18 protein-coding genes are annotated in these 16,227 nt (G+C 48.3%); all 18 read left to right on the forward strand.

All coding sequences use genetic code 11. The features are described 5' to 3' along the window. The first annotated feature begins 157 nt into the window (after positions 1–157). The 18 genes from U1I11_RS12560 (at position 158) to U1I11_RS12645 (ending at position 16,158) form a co-directional block, all read left to right on the forward strand. Positions 158–403, forward strand: coding sequence for an AtpZ/AtpI family protein (locus tag U1I11_RS12560; RefSeq protein WP_322906471.1), 246 nt, complete (start codon positions 158–160; stop codon positions 401–403). Next, entirely contained in the window at positions 396–815 is a 420-nt protein-coding gene (locus tag U1I11_RS12565) for an ATP synthase subunit I (protein WP_322906472.1), read from the forward strand. The genes U1I11_RS12560 and U1I11_RS12565 overlap by 8 nt, the downstream gene beginning before the upstream one ends. Then, entirely contained in the window at positions 808–1,608 is an 801-nt protein-coding gene (gene atpB / locus U1I11_RS12570) for a F0F1 ATP synthase subunit A (protein WP_322906473.1), read from the forward strand. The genes U1I11_RS12565 and atpB overlap by 8 nt, the downstream gene beginning before the upstream one ends. A 145-nt stretch (positions 1,609–1,753) precedes the next feature. After that, complete coding sequence (gene atpE, locus U1I11_RS12575; RefSeq protein WP_188774165.1) at positions 1,754–1,978, forward strand: F0F1 ATP synthase subunit C; 225 nt, start codon at positions 1,754–1,756, stop codon at positions 1,976–1,978. Positions 1,979–2,090: 112 nt separating this feature from the next. Then, positions 2,091–2,576 carry a F0F1 ATP synthase subunit B gene (atpF, locus tag U1I11_RS12580; protein WP_322906474.1) on the forward strand — a complete coding sequence of 162 codons (486 nt, stop codon included), beginning with the start codon at positions 2,091–2,093 and terminating at the stop codon, positions 2,574–2,576. Then, positions 2,573–3,112, forward strand: coding sequence for a F0F1 ATP synthase subunit delta (locus U1I11_RS12585; RefSeq protein WP_322906475.1), 540 nt, complete (start codon positions 2,573–2,575; stop codon positions 3,110–3,112). The genes atpF and U1I11_RS12585 overlap by 4 nt, the downstream gene beginning before the upstream one ends. Positions 3,113–3,136: 24 nt before the next feature. Further along, a complete protein-coding gene (atpA, locus tag U1I11_RS12590) occupies positions 3,137–4,648 on the forward strand; it encodes a F0F1 ATP synthase subunit alpha (RefSeq protein WP_322906476.1) in 1,512 nt (503 codons plus the stop codon). A 285-nt stretch (positions 4,649–4,933) separates the two neighbouring features. Next, on the forward strand, positions 4,934–5,800 hold the full coding sequence (gene atpG, locus U1I11_RS12595; RefSeq protein WP_322906477.1) for an ATP synthase F1 subunit gamma: 867 nt from the start codon (positions 4,934–4,936) through the stop codon (positions 5,798–5,800). A 133-nt stretch (positions 5,801–5,933) separates the two neighbouring features. Then, positions 5,934–7,334 carry a F0F1 ATP synthase subunit beta gene (gene atpD / locus U1I11_RS12600; RefSeq protein WP_322906478.1) on the forward strand — a complete coding sequence of 467 codons (1,401 nt, stop codon included), beginning with the start codon at positions 5,934–5,936 and terminating at the stop codon, positions 7,332–7,334. A 33-nt stretch (positions 7,335–7,367) separates the two neighbouring features. Next, positions 7,368–7,784 carry a F0F1 ATP synthase subunit epsilon gene (locus U1I11_RS12605; protein ID WP_322906479.1) on the forward strand — a complete coding sequence of 139 codons (417 nt, stop codon included), beginning with the start codon at positions 7,368–7,370 and terminating at the stop codon, positions 7,782–7,784. Positions 7,785–8,232: 448 nt separating this feature from the next. Continuing rightward, on the forward strand, positions 8,233–8,481 hold the full coding sequence (locus tag U1I11_RS12610) for a DUF1146 family protein (RefSeq protein WP_322906480.1): 249 nt from the start codon (positions 8,233–8,235) through the stop codon (positions 8,479–8,481). Positions 8,482–8,766: 285 nt separating this feature from the next. Beyond that, positions 8,767–10,134, forward strand: a complete 1,368-nt coding sequence (gene murA, locus U1I11_RS12615) for a UDP-N-acetylglucosamine 1-carboxyvinyltransferase (protein ID WP_322906481.1) — start codon at positions 8,767–8,769, stop codon at positions 10,132–10,134. A gap of 415 nt (positions 10,135–10,549) precedes the next feature. After that, positions 10,550–11,548: a rod shape-determining protein gene (gene mreB / locus U1I11_RS12620; RefSeq protein ID WP_322906482.1), complete on the forward strand. Its 999-nt coding sequence runs from the start codon at positions 10,550–10,552 to the stop codon at positions 11,546–11,548. Between the two features lie 133 nt (positions 11,549–11,681). Then, positions 11,682–12,563 (forward strand): flagellar hook-basal body protein, encoded by an 882-nt coding sequence (locus U1I11_RS12625; protein ID WP_322906483.1) that lies wholly within the window; start codon positions 11,682–11,684, stop codon positions 12,561–12,563. A gap of 33 nt (positions 12,564–12,596) precedes the next feature. Then, positions 12,597–13,451: a flagellar hook-basal body protein gene (locus tag U1I11_RS12630; RefSeq protein ID WP_322906484.1), complete on the forward strand. Its 855-nt coding sequence runs from the start codon at positions 12,597–12,599 to the stop codon at positions 13,449–13,451. After that, positions 13,444–13,749, forward strand: a complete 306-nt coding sequence (locus U1I11_RS12635; RefSeq protein WP_322906485.1) for a DNA-directed RNA polymerase subunit beta — start codon at positions 13,444–13,446, stop codon at positions 13,747–13,749. Before U1I11_RS12630 ends, U1I11_RS12635 begins: the two co-directional genes overlap by 8 nt. Positions 13,750–13,938: 189 nt before the next feature. Beyond that, positions 13,939–14,376 (forward strand): 3-hydroxyacyl-ACP dehydratase FabZ, encoded by a 438-nt coding sequence (fabZ, locus tag U1I11_RS12640; protein WP_322906486.1) that lies wholly within the window; start codon positions 13,939–13,941, stop codon positions 14,374–14,376. A gap of 66 nt (positions 14,377–14,442) precedes the next feature. Continuing rightward, positions 14,443–16,158 (forward strand): phospho-sugar mutase, encoded by a 1,716-nt coding sequence (locus tag U1I11_RS12645; protein WP_322906487.1) that lies wholly within the window; start codon positions 14,443–14,445, stop codon positions 16,156–16,158. The last annotated feature ends 69 nt before the right edge of the window (positions 16,159–16,227 follow it).

Raw genomic sequence — 16,227 nt, forward strand, 5'->3', positions numbered from 1 at the left:
CAGTATACAGTGATACTGTAGGGTACGTGCGGTTAATCGCGCAGTATCAAGTAATGATTCGTGAAGACTTTGCGTTAAAGTGCTAAAGTGAAATGGTTTGACAAAGACTTGAACGATTCAGTACAATGAACTGGGATTCCGAGGGTGGAGTGTACGAATGACAGAACAACAACAGCGCAAACCGGACGGTTCATCGCCGTGGAAGGCGGTTGGACTGGTAAGTGCGATTGGCATCGATCTGACTGTGTTTACACTTGCCGGATTCTGGTTCGGCTCCTGGCTAGACCGCCTATGGAATGGTTCTGGAATCGGAATTGCTGTAGGCGTGCTTGCCGGATTGTTTGCAGGAATCGTAGGCATCATTGTCATTATTAAGAAAATAGTGGGGGACCCGAATGAATGAAATACCAAGTTACATTTATTGGCTGACCCGGACCACCTTTGTTTTTCTTGCCCTTTGCTTTACGGCTGTCGCTATTCTTCCGGACTATCGTTCGATTGCTTTTGGTCTGATTGTGGGCGCTGCCGTCAGCTTTGTGAATACAAAGTATTTGGCGCGCAAAGTTCAGAAGATGACCGATGAAGCAGCAAGCGGCAAAGGGAAAAGATTCAAAGGCTTGGGCTTTGCGCAGCGGGCGGCTTTTTCGATCGGGGCTGTTGTTTTGGCGGTCGAATTTCCGCATGTATTCGAGATTCATGCTCTTGCGGGCAGTCTGGTGTTTGCACCGTTTGCGCTTGTCGTTATTGGCTTTATCCTTTCTCGTCGCGAAAATAAGCTAGACTCCGACAACGAAAGGGGTGAAAAAAATGCATGAAGCACCGATAGTTCAAATTGGAGGTTTGCACTTCGACCTGGCTTTAATTTTGACAGTGATTGTAAGTGGTATCATCGTGTTTGCGCTGGCGAAGCTGGCGATTCGCAATCTATCTGTCGAAAATCCAGGCAAGCTGCAAAACTTTATGGAATGGGTAGTCGAATTTGTACAAGGTTTGATTTCCAGTACGATGGATTACAAAAAAGGAAAACCGTTCTTATCGCTCGGTTTGACCTTGATTATGTTCATTTTTGTTAGTAACATGATTGGTCTTCCGCTTGTAATTCCGTTCAAGTATACAGACCCTGCCGCAGCCAACTTCTTCGGTCTGCCACTCACATCGGTTCTCGATGGTCTGGCGTCCGGTAAAGAATATGTGGAAGTCACTTGGTGGAAATCGCCAACCGCTGACGCTGCAGCCGCAATGGGACTTGCACTGATCGTATTCGTTCTAGTTCATTTCCTAGGTATCGTGAAAAATCCGAAGCACTATTTCGGTCACTATTTCAAACCGTTTTTCTTCTTTTTCCCAATTAACCTGATCGAGCAGTTTTCCAAACTGTTGACACACGGAATGCGTCTATTCGGTAATATTTTTGCCGGTGAGGTTCTAATCTCCGTGTTGCTCAAAATGTCCACACTGTGGTTTGGAGCGGGAGCGATCGCTTCGATTCTCGGCTTGATCGTATGGCAAGGATTCAGTATCTTTGTTGGTGTCATCCAAGCTTTTGTATTCACCATTTTGGCTATGGTATACATATCACAATCGCTGGAGACGGATGAGGATCATTAACTCATTATCGACTTTTGCAGGCGGATTTTGAATAGCGTGGTCTGATGGTTTTTTGTAACTGGTTTCACAGTTCGGAAGTTGGATATCCCTTCATACCGGGCTCAACATAAATAATAATTCACACACTCTAAGGAGGATTTTTTCAATGGGAGCATTAGCATTTCTGGCGGCAGCTATCGCCGTAGGTTTGGGCGCATTGGGCGCAGGTATTGGTAACGGTCTGATCGTAAGTAAAACGGTAGAAGGTATCGCTCGTCAACCGGAAGCGAAATCGACGCTGCAAACGGTTATGTTTATCGGTGTAGGTCTGGTAGAGGCATTGCCAATCATCGGTGTCGTACTGGCGTTCATTTTCTACGCTGCTGCATAAACAAAGAACAAATAACTGGCGGGGAAGGCCACAGCCATCCGCGCCTTCTTTTTAGCGTATGTGTGCGTGAAATTATAGGATTCGGATAGTTTCGGGGAAGGAGTGAACTGATTTGCATTTTGAATGGACTAACCTTGTGATCGTAGTTGTTGCGTTTATGATTCTGTACTGGCTTTTAGACCGTTATGCATTTGGTCCGCTGTTTTCGGTGATGGAAAAACGCCGTGAACTGGTCAAGCAGCAGATGGATGAAGCAGCTCAGACGCGTAATCAGGCAACTCAATATGTAGAAGAACAAAAAGCAGCCTTGCTTGAGGCACGCAAACATGCTCAAGATATTATCGAGCAAGCTCGTCTGACGAGCCATAGCCAAGCCGAACAACTGCTGAATGAAGCCAAAGAAGAATCGCTGCGTCTTAAAACGGAGGCTGCACGCGATATCGAAACCGAGAAAAACAAAGCCGTGGCTGCATTGCGCAGTGAAATCGGCGCTGTCTCCGTCCAAATCGCTTCCAAAGTACTGCAAAAAGAAGTTGATCCGAAAGCGCAGGAACAACTCGTTGAGAACTACCTGAAAGATGTAGGGATCAGACAATGAGCCGGGATACTGTAGTATCATCGCGCTATGCGAAGGCACTTTTTGAAGCGGCGTCCGATAGCGGACGTGTTGAGGAGACAGGTCAGGAACTACAAGCCGTTGTTGATGCGCTTGCGGCGGATCATGATTTTCGTAATTTTATCGCGACACCGAATATATCGCTCGCCGATAAGGAGAAAGTGCTGGAAAATGTCTTTACAGGCAAAATTTCCGATGTTCTGCTTCGCACATTGTTTTTGTTGATGGAACGCAGTCGGCATGATCTGTTTCCAGAGTTGCTAAACAACTACAACAAAATCGTAAGCGATACGCTTAATGTAGCGGACGCACAAGTGTATACGCCGTTTCCGCTCACCGAGCAGGAGCAGGCAGAGGTGGCAGCAACTTTTGGTCAATTATCGGGCAAGCGTCTTCGTATACAAAATGTAATTGATGAGTCGCTAATCGGCGGACTCAAAGTGGTCATCGGTGATAAGCTGTATGACGGCAGCGTTTCCGGTAAATTGGAACGTTTGGAAAAGTCTTTTCGGAGATAAGCATAAGAGACAGGAGGGACTGACTTGAGTATCAGACCTGAAGAAATCAGTACATTGATTAAAAGTCAAATCGAGCAATACAAAAGCGATATTGAAGTTGTAGAAGTCGGTACCGTTATCCAGGTAAGCGACGGCATCGCCCGCGTATACGGTTTGCAAAATGCAATGGCAGGCGAATTGCTTGAGTTTTCCAATGGCGTAATGGGGATGGCACTAAACCTTGAAGCTAACAACGTCGGTGTCGTTATCCTCGGCACATATACCGATATCCGTGAAGGTGACCAAGTTAAACGTACTGGCCGCATTATGGAAGTTCCGGTTGGTGAAGCATTGCTCGGTCGTGTTGTTAACCCGCTCGGTCAACCTGTTGACGGCAAAGGCCCGCTCAACGCTACCGAAACGCGTCCAGTTGAAAGTCAGGCGCCTGGTGTTATCGACCGTAAATCGGTTCATGAGCCAATGCAAACAGGTATCAAAGCGATTGACGCGATGGTTCCAATCGGTCGTGGTCAGCGTGAGTTGATCATCGGCGACCGTCAAACTGGTAAAACATCGGTTGCAATCGATGCGATCATTAACCAAAAAGGCCAAAACGTAAAATGTATTTACGTTGCTATCGGCCAGAAGCAATCGACAGTAGCACAAGTAGTGGAAACACTGCGCCGTCACGGTGCTTTGGATTACACGATCATCGTGACTGCATCTGCCTCCGATCCTTCTCCACTGCTGTACATAGCTCCATACGCAGGTTGCGCAATGGGCGAGTACTTCATGTACAAGGGCGAGCATGCACTGATCATCTATGATGACCTGTCCAAACAAGCGGCAGCATACCGCGAGTTGTCCTTGCTGCTCCGTCGTCCACCAGGTCGTGAAGCATTCCCTGGTGACGTATTCTATCTGCATTCCCGTTTGCTGGAACGTGCGGCAAAGCTGAGTGATGAGCGTGGTGGTGGTTCTTTGACCGCACTGCCATTTATCGAAACACAAGCTTCCGACGTATCCGCCTACATTCCGACCAACGTTATCTCCATCACCGATGGACAGATTTTCCTTGAGGCAGACTTGTTTTATGCAGGTCAGCGTCCAGCGATCAACGTCGGTATTTCCGTATCCCGTGTCGGCGGTTCCGCACAGATTAAGGCGATGAAAAAAGTTGCAGGTACACTGCGTCTCGATCTCGCCCAATACCGCGAGTTGCAAGCTTTCGCACAGTTCGGTTCCGATTTGGATAAATCGACACTGTCGCGTTTGAACCGTGGTGCGCGTATGATGGAAATTCTGAAACAGGGCGTTAACCAGCCGCTGCTTGTTGAACAACAAGTTGTAAGTCTGTATACCGCTGTTAAAGGTCATCTGGATGATATTCCGGTTGCCGATGTGCGCCGTTTTGAAGGTGAATTCCTGGCATTTATGGGCAGCCAGCATGAGCATGTTTTGAAATCGATTCGCGATACAAAAGATTTGACTGCCGATAACGAAGCAGCGCTGATCGAAGCGATTCAAGCGTTCAAAAACGGCTTTGCCACAAGCTGATTGTACCTGTAAAGCGAGCATCGATTTTAAAATGAGCGGAGCATGACGCTGTCATCCCGCTAACGATACAATACGGAACGTCCGGCGACAGCTCGTTTTTGCCGGTATTCCTGTCCACACAAGCAGCTTCAGGTCAGGCGGCTACGTATGCCAACTGACCTGCGGCATGTTTGCAGCAGTCACTGTTTAGGATCAGAGTAGGGGCTCCCGCGCCCGGCTTCAGGCTGTGCGGCGGCTGACCGCATGACTTTGAACGGGATTCAAAGGTTAAGGTGGTGAAACCATATGGCTAAAGGTATGCGTGAGATCAAAAGGCAAATCAAAAGTGTCCAGAACACAAAACAGATCACTAAAGCGATGGAGATGGTCGCAGCTTCCAAGTTGCGTAAAGCTCAAGAAAAAGCCGAATCTGCACGTCCTTATTCGGAAAAGTTGCGCGAGGTCGTAACGAGCATCGCTTCCGGCACAAAAGGCATCAAACACCCGATGCTGGATCAGCGTCCGGTGAAACGTGTTGCTTATCTCGTTGTCACTTCCGATCGCGGTCTGGCTGGCGGCTACAATGCCAACATTTTACGTCACGTCAGCAACGAAATTCGCCAGCAGCAAAATGCTGGTCATGAATACGAGCTGTTCGTCATCGGGCGCAAAGGCCGTGATTATTTCCGTCGTCGCGGTATGTCGGTTACCGATACGGTGACCGAGTTGACCGACTTCCCTACGTATGCGGATATTAAATCGCTCGCACAAGGAGCGATTCAAGGCTACGAAGAAGGTCGTTACGATGAATTATACGTATGTTATAACCGCTTTGTGAACGCATTGACACAGACACCAACCTCTGTGCTGTTACTTCCGATGGATACAAGCAGCATGGAGAAAAGTACGCTAGCGGCTAGTTACGAATACGAGCCATCCGCTGAGGAGGTGCTCGCTGAGCTGCTGCCGAAATACGCGCAAACACTCATTTACGAAGCATTGCTGGAAGGCAAAGCAAGTGAGCAGGGGGCACGGATGACGGCGATGGGCAGCGCAACGAAAAACGCTTCCCAAATGATCAACGATCTGACACTCGTTTACAACCGGGCACGTCAGGCGGCAATTACCCAGGAAATTTCCGAGATTGTTGCCGGTGCGAACGCCCAGAGCTAATGTCAGTTTGCACGCTGGTGCACAGCATTCAGAGCTTAAGCTTAAAGGCGACTCGCTGCGCAGGACGCAATGGCGCAGTGTCGCTTAATCCATATTTGTTGTATACAGCAAGTCAGTAGGAGGGAAAACGATAATGAACAAAGGACGCGTTGTAAGTATTCAGGGTCCGGTCGTTGACGTTGAGTTTGAACGTGGACAATTGCCGGAAATTCTGAACGCGCTCAAAGTCGATGCAACACTGGATAACGGTAACAAAATCGACCTGACGCTTGAAGTATCCAACCACCAGGGTGATAACCTCGTGCGTTGTATTGCTATGTCTTCCACCGACGGTCTTGTACGTGGTTTGGAAGTACAGGATTTGGGCGGACCGATCTCCGTACCGGTAGGTAACGTAACATTGGGTCGTGTATTTAACGTACTCGGTCAGCCAATCGATGAAGCGGGTGATGTAGTTGCTGAAGTTCACAACCCAATCCACCGTGAAGCACCAAAATTCGACGAGCTGTCCACACAGGCAGAAATGCTCGAAACAGGGATTAAAGTTATCGACTTGCTCGCACCTTACGCAAAAGGTGGTAAAATCGGTCTGTTCGGCGGTGCCGGTGTAGGTAAAACGGTAACGATTCAGGAGCTTATTAACAACATCGCTCAGGAGCACGGCGGTATTTCCGTATTCTCCGGTGTTGGCGAGCGTACTCGTGAAGGGAATGACCTGTACCACGAGATGAAAGACTCCGGCGTTATTACCAAAACAGCGATGGTGTTTGGTCAGATGAACGAGCCGCCAGGCGCACGTCTGCGCGTCGCGCTGACAGGTTTGACAATGGCTGAATATTTCCGTGATCAAGAAGGTAAAGACGTACTTCTGTTTATCGATAATATTTTCCGTTTCACACAAGCGGGTTCTGAAGTATCCGCCTTGCTCGGACGTATGCCGTCTGCGGTAGGTTACCAGCCAACACTTGCTACCGAGATGGGTCAATTGCAAGAGCGTATCACTTCCACGAAAAAAGGTTCTGTTACGTCGATTCAGGCGATCTACGTGCCTGCGGATGACTATACAGACCCGGCTCCAGCTACAACGTTTGCCCATTTGGATGCAACGACAAACCTGGAGCGTAAAATTTCCGAGATGGGTATCTTCCCTGCGGTTGACCCACTGGCATCCAGCTCCCGTATTTTGACACCTGAAGTTGTTGGCGAGGAGCACTACAATGTAGCTCAAGGTGTACAACGCATTCTGGCGCGTTATCGCGAGTTGCAGGATATCATCGCGATCCTTGGTATGGATGAGCTGAGCGAGGAAGATAAGCTGACCGTATCGCGCGCGCGTAAAATTCAGCGTTTCCTGTCCCAGCCGTTCCACGTTGCCGAGCAGTTTACCGGTATCAAAGGTTGCTACGTGCCTGTTAAAGAAACAGTACGCAGCTTCAAAGAGATTCTGGACGGTAAACACGATGAGCTTCCGGAAGCGGCATTCCTCTTTGTAGGCACAATCGAGGAAGCAGTGGAGAAAGCGAAAACACTGTAACAGAATGCCTGCAAAACGTGAGGAGGGATGAAAGTGAACACGTTTTTACTGGAGATCGTCACACCTGAGCGTTTGGTCTTTTCCGAACAGGTAGAGCGTTTGGTTGCTACCGGCATCGACGGTGATATGGGAGTTCTCGCAGGCCATATTCCAACGGTAACGCCACTGAAAGTGGCACCGCTGGTATTTCAGGCTGGTGGTAAAAGAACAACATTTGCGATTCAAGGTGGATTTCTCGAAGTGCGCCCTGACAAAGTGGTCGTACTGGCGGAAAGTGCTGAAAAATCGAGTAATATCGATGTCGAGCGTGCACGCGCTGCCAAAGAACGTGCCGAACGACGTCTGCACAATCGCCTGGACCAAGATCACATCGATTTCCGTCGTGCTGAGCTTGCGCTACAGCGTGCGATGAACCGTATCAAAGTATCTTCTTCGGGTGAAAACCGCTAATATCAACAAGCCGAACCGTGTGATATGGTTCGGCTGTTTATATTTTAAGACGATAATGATCACAGTAATGTTAACGAATAAGGTGCAAATAAAACGCTATCGCTTATGCAACAGCGATCATCCAGCACTACAAATGGTATCCAGTAAGTAAAAAATCAATTTGTTCGAGTCGCCAAACGAGTGGAAACTGGGTGCTTAGACCCAGTTGGCTAACGATGAGTACGATTATAAAATCAGCATAAGACGGCAAACAAGTTAGAAAAACAGTCAATTATGCGCGAAAAAGCAGTATAATCTATGAATATTTTCAGGAAATCAATAAATATAACAAGAATACGGCGAAATTTGTAAATTTGGGACTGGATTCTTTGCGAAAGGGCAAGTATTATAGAATAGTCCGTGTTAAAGGCTGATTGCTAAGTAATTTTTGTAAGGAGGCTGTGAGCTGATGAATACAGTAGATGCGGGAGCCGCTGTTGGCACAAACGGTTTGCTATCGATTATCATCTCGCTGCTTTGCATAGGTCTTGCATGGTGGGCATTGCAAAACTTTAAGTTTGACCTGCTCGTTCGTCATCCCAAGAGTGCTGCCGGTAAAATGCTTCATTTGCTGCTGGCGATCGTGCTTGGGCATTTTGTATCTGCCTTTTTACTGGATTATCTTCAGTGGACGCAAGCGCTTCGATTCATGTTTTGAACGCGGTGATAACGGTTATAACTGTTTAGGCTTATTTACCGTACTGCGGAATAGCCACTGCAATGCAACAAACTTTTTTTTACTATCGTATCAAGCTGTCACTGGAACACTAATCACAACATCAACTATTAACATTTACATGCAATAGGCATCTTAAAACGGAATCGAATAGCGTAGCACAAGGTTGGCACTTCATATTCAGACAGCAGGATCATCGCCACCGCCCTACTATTCACCACCACTTATTATGCCGTATAAGCAAAATGACGCGCGGAGGGAAACCTAATGAGCAAATTTATCGTCCGCGGTGGCAAGCGATTGACAGGGAATGTCAAGGTAAGCGGAGCTAAGAATTCAGTTCTCCCGATTATTGCTGCCTCTTTACTGGGAGAAAAAGGTGCAAGTATTATTCATGAAGCACCTTCCCTAGACGATGTAATGACAATCAACAAAGTATTGGAATCGCTGGGAGCTGTGGTTACATACCAGAACGAGACGATCCATGTGGACGCTCAGGAATTGTCTTCCTGTGAAGCGCCTTATGAGTGGGTAAGTAAGATGCGTGCTTCGTTCCTGGTTATGGGGCCGCTTCTGACTCGTCTTGGTCAAACCCGTATCTCGCTGCCTGGTGGCTGTGCGATCGGCACCCGTCCGATTGATCAGCATCTCAAAGGCTTTGAAGCTATGGGCGCTCAGATTAATCTGGGACAAGGCTACATTGAAGCCAAATGTGACGGTAGACTGCGTGGAACCAAAATCTACCTGGACGTAGCAAGCGTAGGCGCAACCGAAAATATTATGATGGCTGCGACACTGGCTGAAGGTATCACAACGATCGAGAATGCGGCTAAGGAACCGGAAATTGTAGACCTGGCTAATTTCCTGAACGGCATGGGTGCCAAAGTACGCGGTGCTGGTACAGGTGTAATCCGTATCGAGGGCGTGGAGAAACTTCACGGAACCGAACATACGGTTATTCCTGATCGCATCGAAGCAGGTACGTATATGGTTGCTGCCGCCATCACAGGTGGGGACGTGTATGTTGAAGGCGCGATTGCCGATCACCTCGGCCCGGTTATTGCCAAAATGGAAGAGATGGGCGTCGAGATCACACCGGACGAAAACGGTGTGCGTGTCGTGGCGAATCATCCACTCCGTGCGGTGGACGTGAAAACATTGCCTTATCCAGGTTTCCCGACCGATATGCAAGCGCAAATGATGGCGTTGATGCTCGCTTCCGAAGGAACGTCGATCATCACCGAAACCGTCTTCGAAAATCGCTTTATGCATGTGGACGAGTTTAACCTGATGAATTCCGGCATTCGCATCGAAGGCAGAACATCGATCGTTACTGGTGGTGCCGAGCTAGTAGGCGCCAAAGTATGTGCGACTGATCTGCGCGCAGGTGCAGCTCTCATTTGTGCAGGTCTGATTGCGGATGGTACAACCGAAGTTGGCGGTACACATCATATCGATCGTGGCTATGTACATTTGGCAGAAAAGTTATCCGGTTTGGGTGCTAACATTTGGCGTCTGGAAGAAGAAGAAACGAAAACGGTTGTATCGGCTGCCGCTGTTGAAGAAACGGTCAGCATAAACAAGCCGAAACTGACCGGTGCACCTATACTGAACGTACAGCCAACCGGCGTTTAATCGTCAGTCAGGTACGTGATGGCAATTGTTTTGGTAATGCGCACTGAAACGATTTGTCGCTCATCCACCTTAACGCTGTACTGCTGTATAGAGTGATCGTCTTTTCCGTATAAAATAATGAGGTCGGACATGATGTCCGGCCTTTTTGTATGTAAAATAGGGCATTTCCGAACATTCCCCCCCTTCTTCAACTGATTTGACATATAATATCGTTGAATACACGTATCAAGTATGCTAATTTTAATAAAGATTGACCGTGATGAGAGTTTGACGATCTGAGCATTTGGACGAAATGCGAATTCTGAGATAAATGGCATCCGCCACTGATTCAGACAGCTATGTTGGTGAATTCGCCCTGACGGTGTGGTGATAAGAGACTCTTTTACCGGAAATACAACTTTTGGAGGCTCTTGACATGTTTAGCAAGGATATCGGGATTGATCTGGGTACAGCCAATGTACTCATTCATGTGAAAGGCAAAGGTGTCGTTCTGGATGAACCTTCCGTCGTCACGCTGGAGACAGACACGAAGCGTGTGCTTGCAGTAGGCGAAGAAGCACGCCGAATGATCGGCAGAACGCCAGGCAATATCGTGGCGATTCGTCCACTGCGCGATGGCGTTATCGCTGATTTCGAAGTGACGGAAACGATGCTGAAATATTTTATTAACAAAGTAGGTGCGCGTAAATGGTACAGTCATCCGCGCATTTTAATTTGTGCACCGACGAACATCACTTCAGTGGAACAAAAGGCGATTCGTGAAGCGGCGGAGCGCAGTGGTGCCAAAGAGGTGTTTTTGGAAGCTGAGCCAAAGGCGGCTGCAATTGGTGCCGGCATGAACATCTTCGAGCCGAGCGGCAACATGGTTATCGATATCGGTGGCGGTACGACCGATATCGCGGTATTGTCGATGGGCGATATCGTTACATCGTCTTCTCTGAAAGTGGCGGGCGATAAATTTGACGAAGCGATCATGCGTTATATTAAAAATGAATACAAGCTGATGATCGGTGAGCGTACATCCGAAGATATCAAAATCAGCATCGCAACGGTTCGTCCAAGCGGTGTACAACGTGAGCTTGATATCCGTGGTCGCGATATGGTGTCCGGACTGCCGAAAACGGTCACGATTACAGCAAATGAAGTGCAGCGCGCATTGTCCGATACGATCTCATCGATCGTTAGCTCTGCCAAGCTGGTGCTTGAACAAACGCCACCGGAGCTGTCGGCTGATATTATCGACCGTGGCGTTATTTTGACGGGTGGCGGTGCATTGCTGGACGGTCTGGAAGAACTGTTGTCCCATGAACTGCACGTACCGGTGCTTGTAGCGGAAGACCCAATGCATTGCGTCGTAAAAGGAACCGGATTAATGTTAAACAATCTCGATAAAGTCTCTAAACAAAAGTTCTGAATAAGCCGATATAATACGTAATTGGAATAGCCCGCGCAGCCGGGCAATGATTGTAAATCGTCGTTTATAAGCAAAATGTAAAATAGATTAGCGTTTGTATGGCATTTTTTGAAGGTGAGAGGAGTATCCGGTAATGCTAAGAGGTCTTTATACTGCCGCGTCGGGAATGATTACTCAGCAACGTCGTCATGACACCGTGACCCAGAATATCGCAAACATCAACACGCCAGGCTACAAGCAGGTGGAAAGTATTGAACGTTCCTTTCCGGAAATGCTACTGTCGCTAAGCAATGGTGATGAAGGCAAGACCAATCAGCAGATCGGCAAAATCAACACCGGTGTACTGGCAGAGGAAAGCGTATCAGTCAACGTACAGGGCGATGTGCGCGCTACCGATTCGCCAGGTGATTTTGCAATTGTGTCAGGCATCAATTTGGCTGATCCGGCTACCGGGCAAAATATTCCTTTCGATCCTTCCGGCAAATATGTAGCTGCGAACGGTACAGTCACGTATCGTCCGCAAGCCTTTTTTACCGTGACGAGTAAAGATGGCACGACAGGATATACTCGCGATGGTCATTTTCATCTGAATGGTGCGGGTAATCTGCTCACAACGACAGGCAATCCGGTACTCGGTACAACAGGCAATCCGATTACGTTGCAAGGCTCTATGGATGATTACAATGTGGATTCACGCGGTATCATTACAGCGAAAGCTACAGGTGGAGAAGTTGGACGAATCGGCATTACTGTTGTGAATCAGCCTAACTTAATGACACGTACAGGTGACGGACTGTTTACGGTCAACAATCCGGCTACCGCTGGTGTGCGACAGCTACAGGCAGGGGACAATGTGGAATTGCGTCAAGGTTATCTGGAAGGTTCCACAGTGGATGCTTCCACTTCGATGGTGGAACTGAATGCTGCGCTACGCGCGTATGAAGCGAACCAGAAAGTGATTCAATTTTACGATAAAAGTCTTGATAAAGCCGTTAACGAAGTCGGTCGTGTATAATAACGTGAAGCAACTGTCACTCAAAGGAGGTCAATGATGAACAACTCCATGATCAGCGCTATGGTGGCGATGAGTGGTATTCAACAAAAGCTGGGCGTTGTCTCGGATAATATTGCCAACTCGGATACGGTAGGCTATAAAAGCAAAGATGCGACATTTGAAGATGTATTTACAGCGGTGCAACAACAGCCGGGGGTAGCTTCCAAGTTGCCGGGTCGTATCACAGAGAGTGGATACAATATCGGTTTCGGTTCCCGTATGGGTGAAGTGACCCGCAATATGTCTCAAGGTGAAATGCAAGCTACTGGCAATCCAACCGATTTGGCGATTCAAGGGGATGCGATGTTTCGCGTTAGTGCGGATGGTCAAGCAGGATGGACACGTGAAGGATCGTTTCATTATGTTCCGGTAGCAAATGATGCCAAAAGCGCTTATATGGCTACGGATCAAGGTTATCTGCTGCTGGATGGTGACGGTCAGCCACTGAAAGTGCCTGCCAAAACCAAAATCGATATCGATGATAAAGGTACGATTCGTTCAACCGACGCGAAGGGCAAGGTTACTGTTGTGACCAAGACGGTAACGGTTAACGGTCAGGATGAGCAACGTCCGGTACGTATCGGTGTAGATCGCATTATCCACCCGGAAGGTTTGCAACAAATGGACGGTAATTTCTTTGCACTGCCTGCGAATGTGCAGCGCAATCAGGTCGCTGGTGTAATGTCCGCAGATACCCAGATTCGTCAAGGTTATCTGGAAGGCTCCAACGTCGACCTGAGCAGTGAAATGACAGACTTGATCAACGTACAACGCGCCTATCAGCTGGCGGCGCGTGCACTGTCATCGAGCGATCAAATGATGAATTTGGCGAATACGCTCCGTGCCTAGTCGACGTTCTGCGATTCAGGAAGCAGCTAAGACGCAAAAGGCTGCTCCCAACCGCAAGCTGACCCGCAGACCGGAAGCTTCCGAATCGAAGGAGCGCGAGCAGGAGAAAAAGCCAGCAGCTCCTGTCCGCTCAGCAGGGATGAAAACGTTACAGTTTATGCTCATACTGGTCGGGTTTGCAGCAGCACTGTTTATCGGGATGGCAGTAGGTTATTCTGTGCTCGGTCATCATAGCATGTCCGACGTTTTATATCCGGAAACATGGGTGCATATTTTCCAGCTTGTTTATGCGCCTTAAATGAACCTTTTATTCAAAACTCCTGCTTTTGCAGGAGTTTTATTTTTTATGCCGAAACCGTTATAATGATGTGGAATGCCCTGTCAGGCTTAATGATTGGCTTCAGGCAGAGTCAGCGCTTGAAGCGATGATTCCATACTATGGATTCCGTGTCCTGAATAGACGTCGGATGAGAGGAGTTTTATTTGCATGTACGATATACAGCAAATTCAGGAGATTATTCCACACCGCCCGCCATTTTTACTAGTGGATCGACTGTTGGAACTGGAAGAAGGTAAGCGAGCAGTGGGTATCAAAAATGTAACGATGAATGAGCCGTTTTTCACTGGTCATTTTCCCGGTTATCCGGTTATGCCGGGTGTGCTTATTGTCGAAGCACTGGCACAGGTAGGTGCGGCGGCTATTTTGAAAGTGGAAGCGAATCGCAGCAAGCTGGCAATGTTTGCCGGCATCGACGGTGTACGTTTCCGCGGTCAAGTTGTACCGGGTGATACACTGCGTCTGGAAGTCGAAATTACGCGCATGAAAGCATCGATCGGCAAAGGTCGTGCGGTCGCTACGGTAGATGGCAAAGTCGTTGCCGAAGGCGAAATTATGTTTGCTCTTACCGATCCGGATAAAGCCTAATCGTTAAGCTGAATATACGATTGGATAGGATGTACCATACTAACGTGTAGAGAAGGGAAGGATAAAATGACAACACTTAGCGAACAAGCAAAGCATAACCTGGATCAATGGCTAGGCGATCCATCGATTGACGAGCAGACGAAGCAGGAGCTGCAAAGCCTGGATGGACAAGTATCCGAACTTGAAGACCGTTTTTATAGAGATTTGGAATTTGGTACTGGCGGTCTGCGCGGTGTAATTGGAGCAGGCAGTAACCGGATGAACAGCTATACAGTAGGGCGCGCTACACAGGGGTTGGCTCAATACATTTTGTCGATACATACGGGAACGGATAAACCGTCGGTTGTGATCGCACATGATTCCCGTCATTTTTCGCCTGAGTTTTCATTGGAAGCGGCGCTCGTGCTTGCAGGCAATGGCATCGTAGCAAAGCTGTTCCCTTCCTTGCGTTCCACACCAGAGCTTTCGTTTGCTGTGCGTCATCAGCAGGCAACTGGCGGTATCGTCATTACAGCAAGTCATAACCCGCCGGAGTATAACGGCTACAAAGTATACAATGCGAGCGGCGGTCAGTTAGTGCCAGATGAAGCTGAGCAGGTGATCGAGCAAATTCGCGGTATTTCTTCTTTTGCCAACATTAAGCGTCTGGATCGTGCGGCAGCGGAGCAGCAAGGATTGCTTGTATGGCTCGGTGATGAGCAGGACGAAGCATTCCTAGACACGATTACAGCGATTAGCCCTAACCGTGAACTGCTTGCCGGTGAAGCGGGCAAAAACTTGAACATTGTCTATACACCACTGCATGGTGCAGGCTATCGTCCGGTCAAAGAAGGGCTGAAACGGCTTGGCTTTACGAATGTGACGATTGTTGCGCAGCAGCAAGAGCCGGACGGCAACTTCACTACCGTCAAATCGCCGAACCCGGAAGAACGCGAAGCGTTCACATTGGCAATTGAGCTAGGTGAACAGATCGGTGCGGACATTCTGATCGGTACCGATCCGGACAGCGACCGTATGGGTGCGGTAGTAAAAGACAATGAAGGCAAATATTTTGTGCTTACAGGCAACCAATCCGGCGCGATTATGATCCATTATTATTTAAGCCAATTGCAGGCGCAAGGCAAGCTGCCGACAAACGGTGCAGTGGTGAAAACGATCGTAACGAGCGAGATGGGGGCTGCGGTTGCCGAGCATTATGGCGCTACCGTATACAATACGCTTACAGGCTTCAAATATATCGGTGAGAAAATGAACCAGTTCGAGCAGACAGGTGAACATACTTTCCTGTTTGGCTATGAAGAAAGCTACGGCTATCTTGCTGGCAATTATGCGCGTGACAAAGATGCGGTCATTGCCGCATTGCTGATTAGCGAAGCGGCTGCTTATTACAAACAGCAAGGCAAAACGCTGTATGATGTGCTGCAAGAGCTGTATACGCAATTTGGCTATTTCCAAGAAAGCCTGGAATCGCGCACGCTCAAAGGCAAAGATGGCGTCGCCCAAATTCAAGGCATTATGAACGACTGGCGCGGCAACAGCCCAGCTGAGATCGCAGGTGTGAAAGTGACCGAAGCGCTCGATTATTCGCAAGGCTTAAACGGATTGCCCAAAGAAAATGTGCTGAAATTCATGCTCGAAGACGGTTCATGGTTCTGCCTACGCCCATCCGGTACAGAGCCGAAGATTAAAGTATACTTTGCGGTAAGCGGTAATTCCTTGAGCGATTCGGAAGCACGGATGAACAGGCTCCAACAAGCTGTAATGAGCCGTGTAGACGGTTAATATCATTTTGCCTGCCGGGGGAAATTTGAGAGTAGGCTTTAGTTAAATATCCAGTATATAATAAAGCAG

Origin of the sequence: Paenibacillus campi (assembly GCF_034659835.1) — a bacterium.
Taxonomy (GTDB): domain Bacteria; phylum Bacillota; class Bacilli; order Paenibacillales; family Paenibacillaceae; genus Saccharibacillus; species Saccharibacillus campi.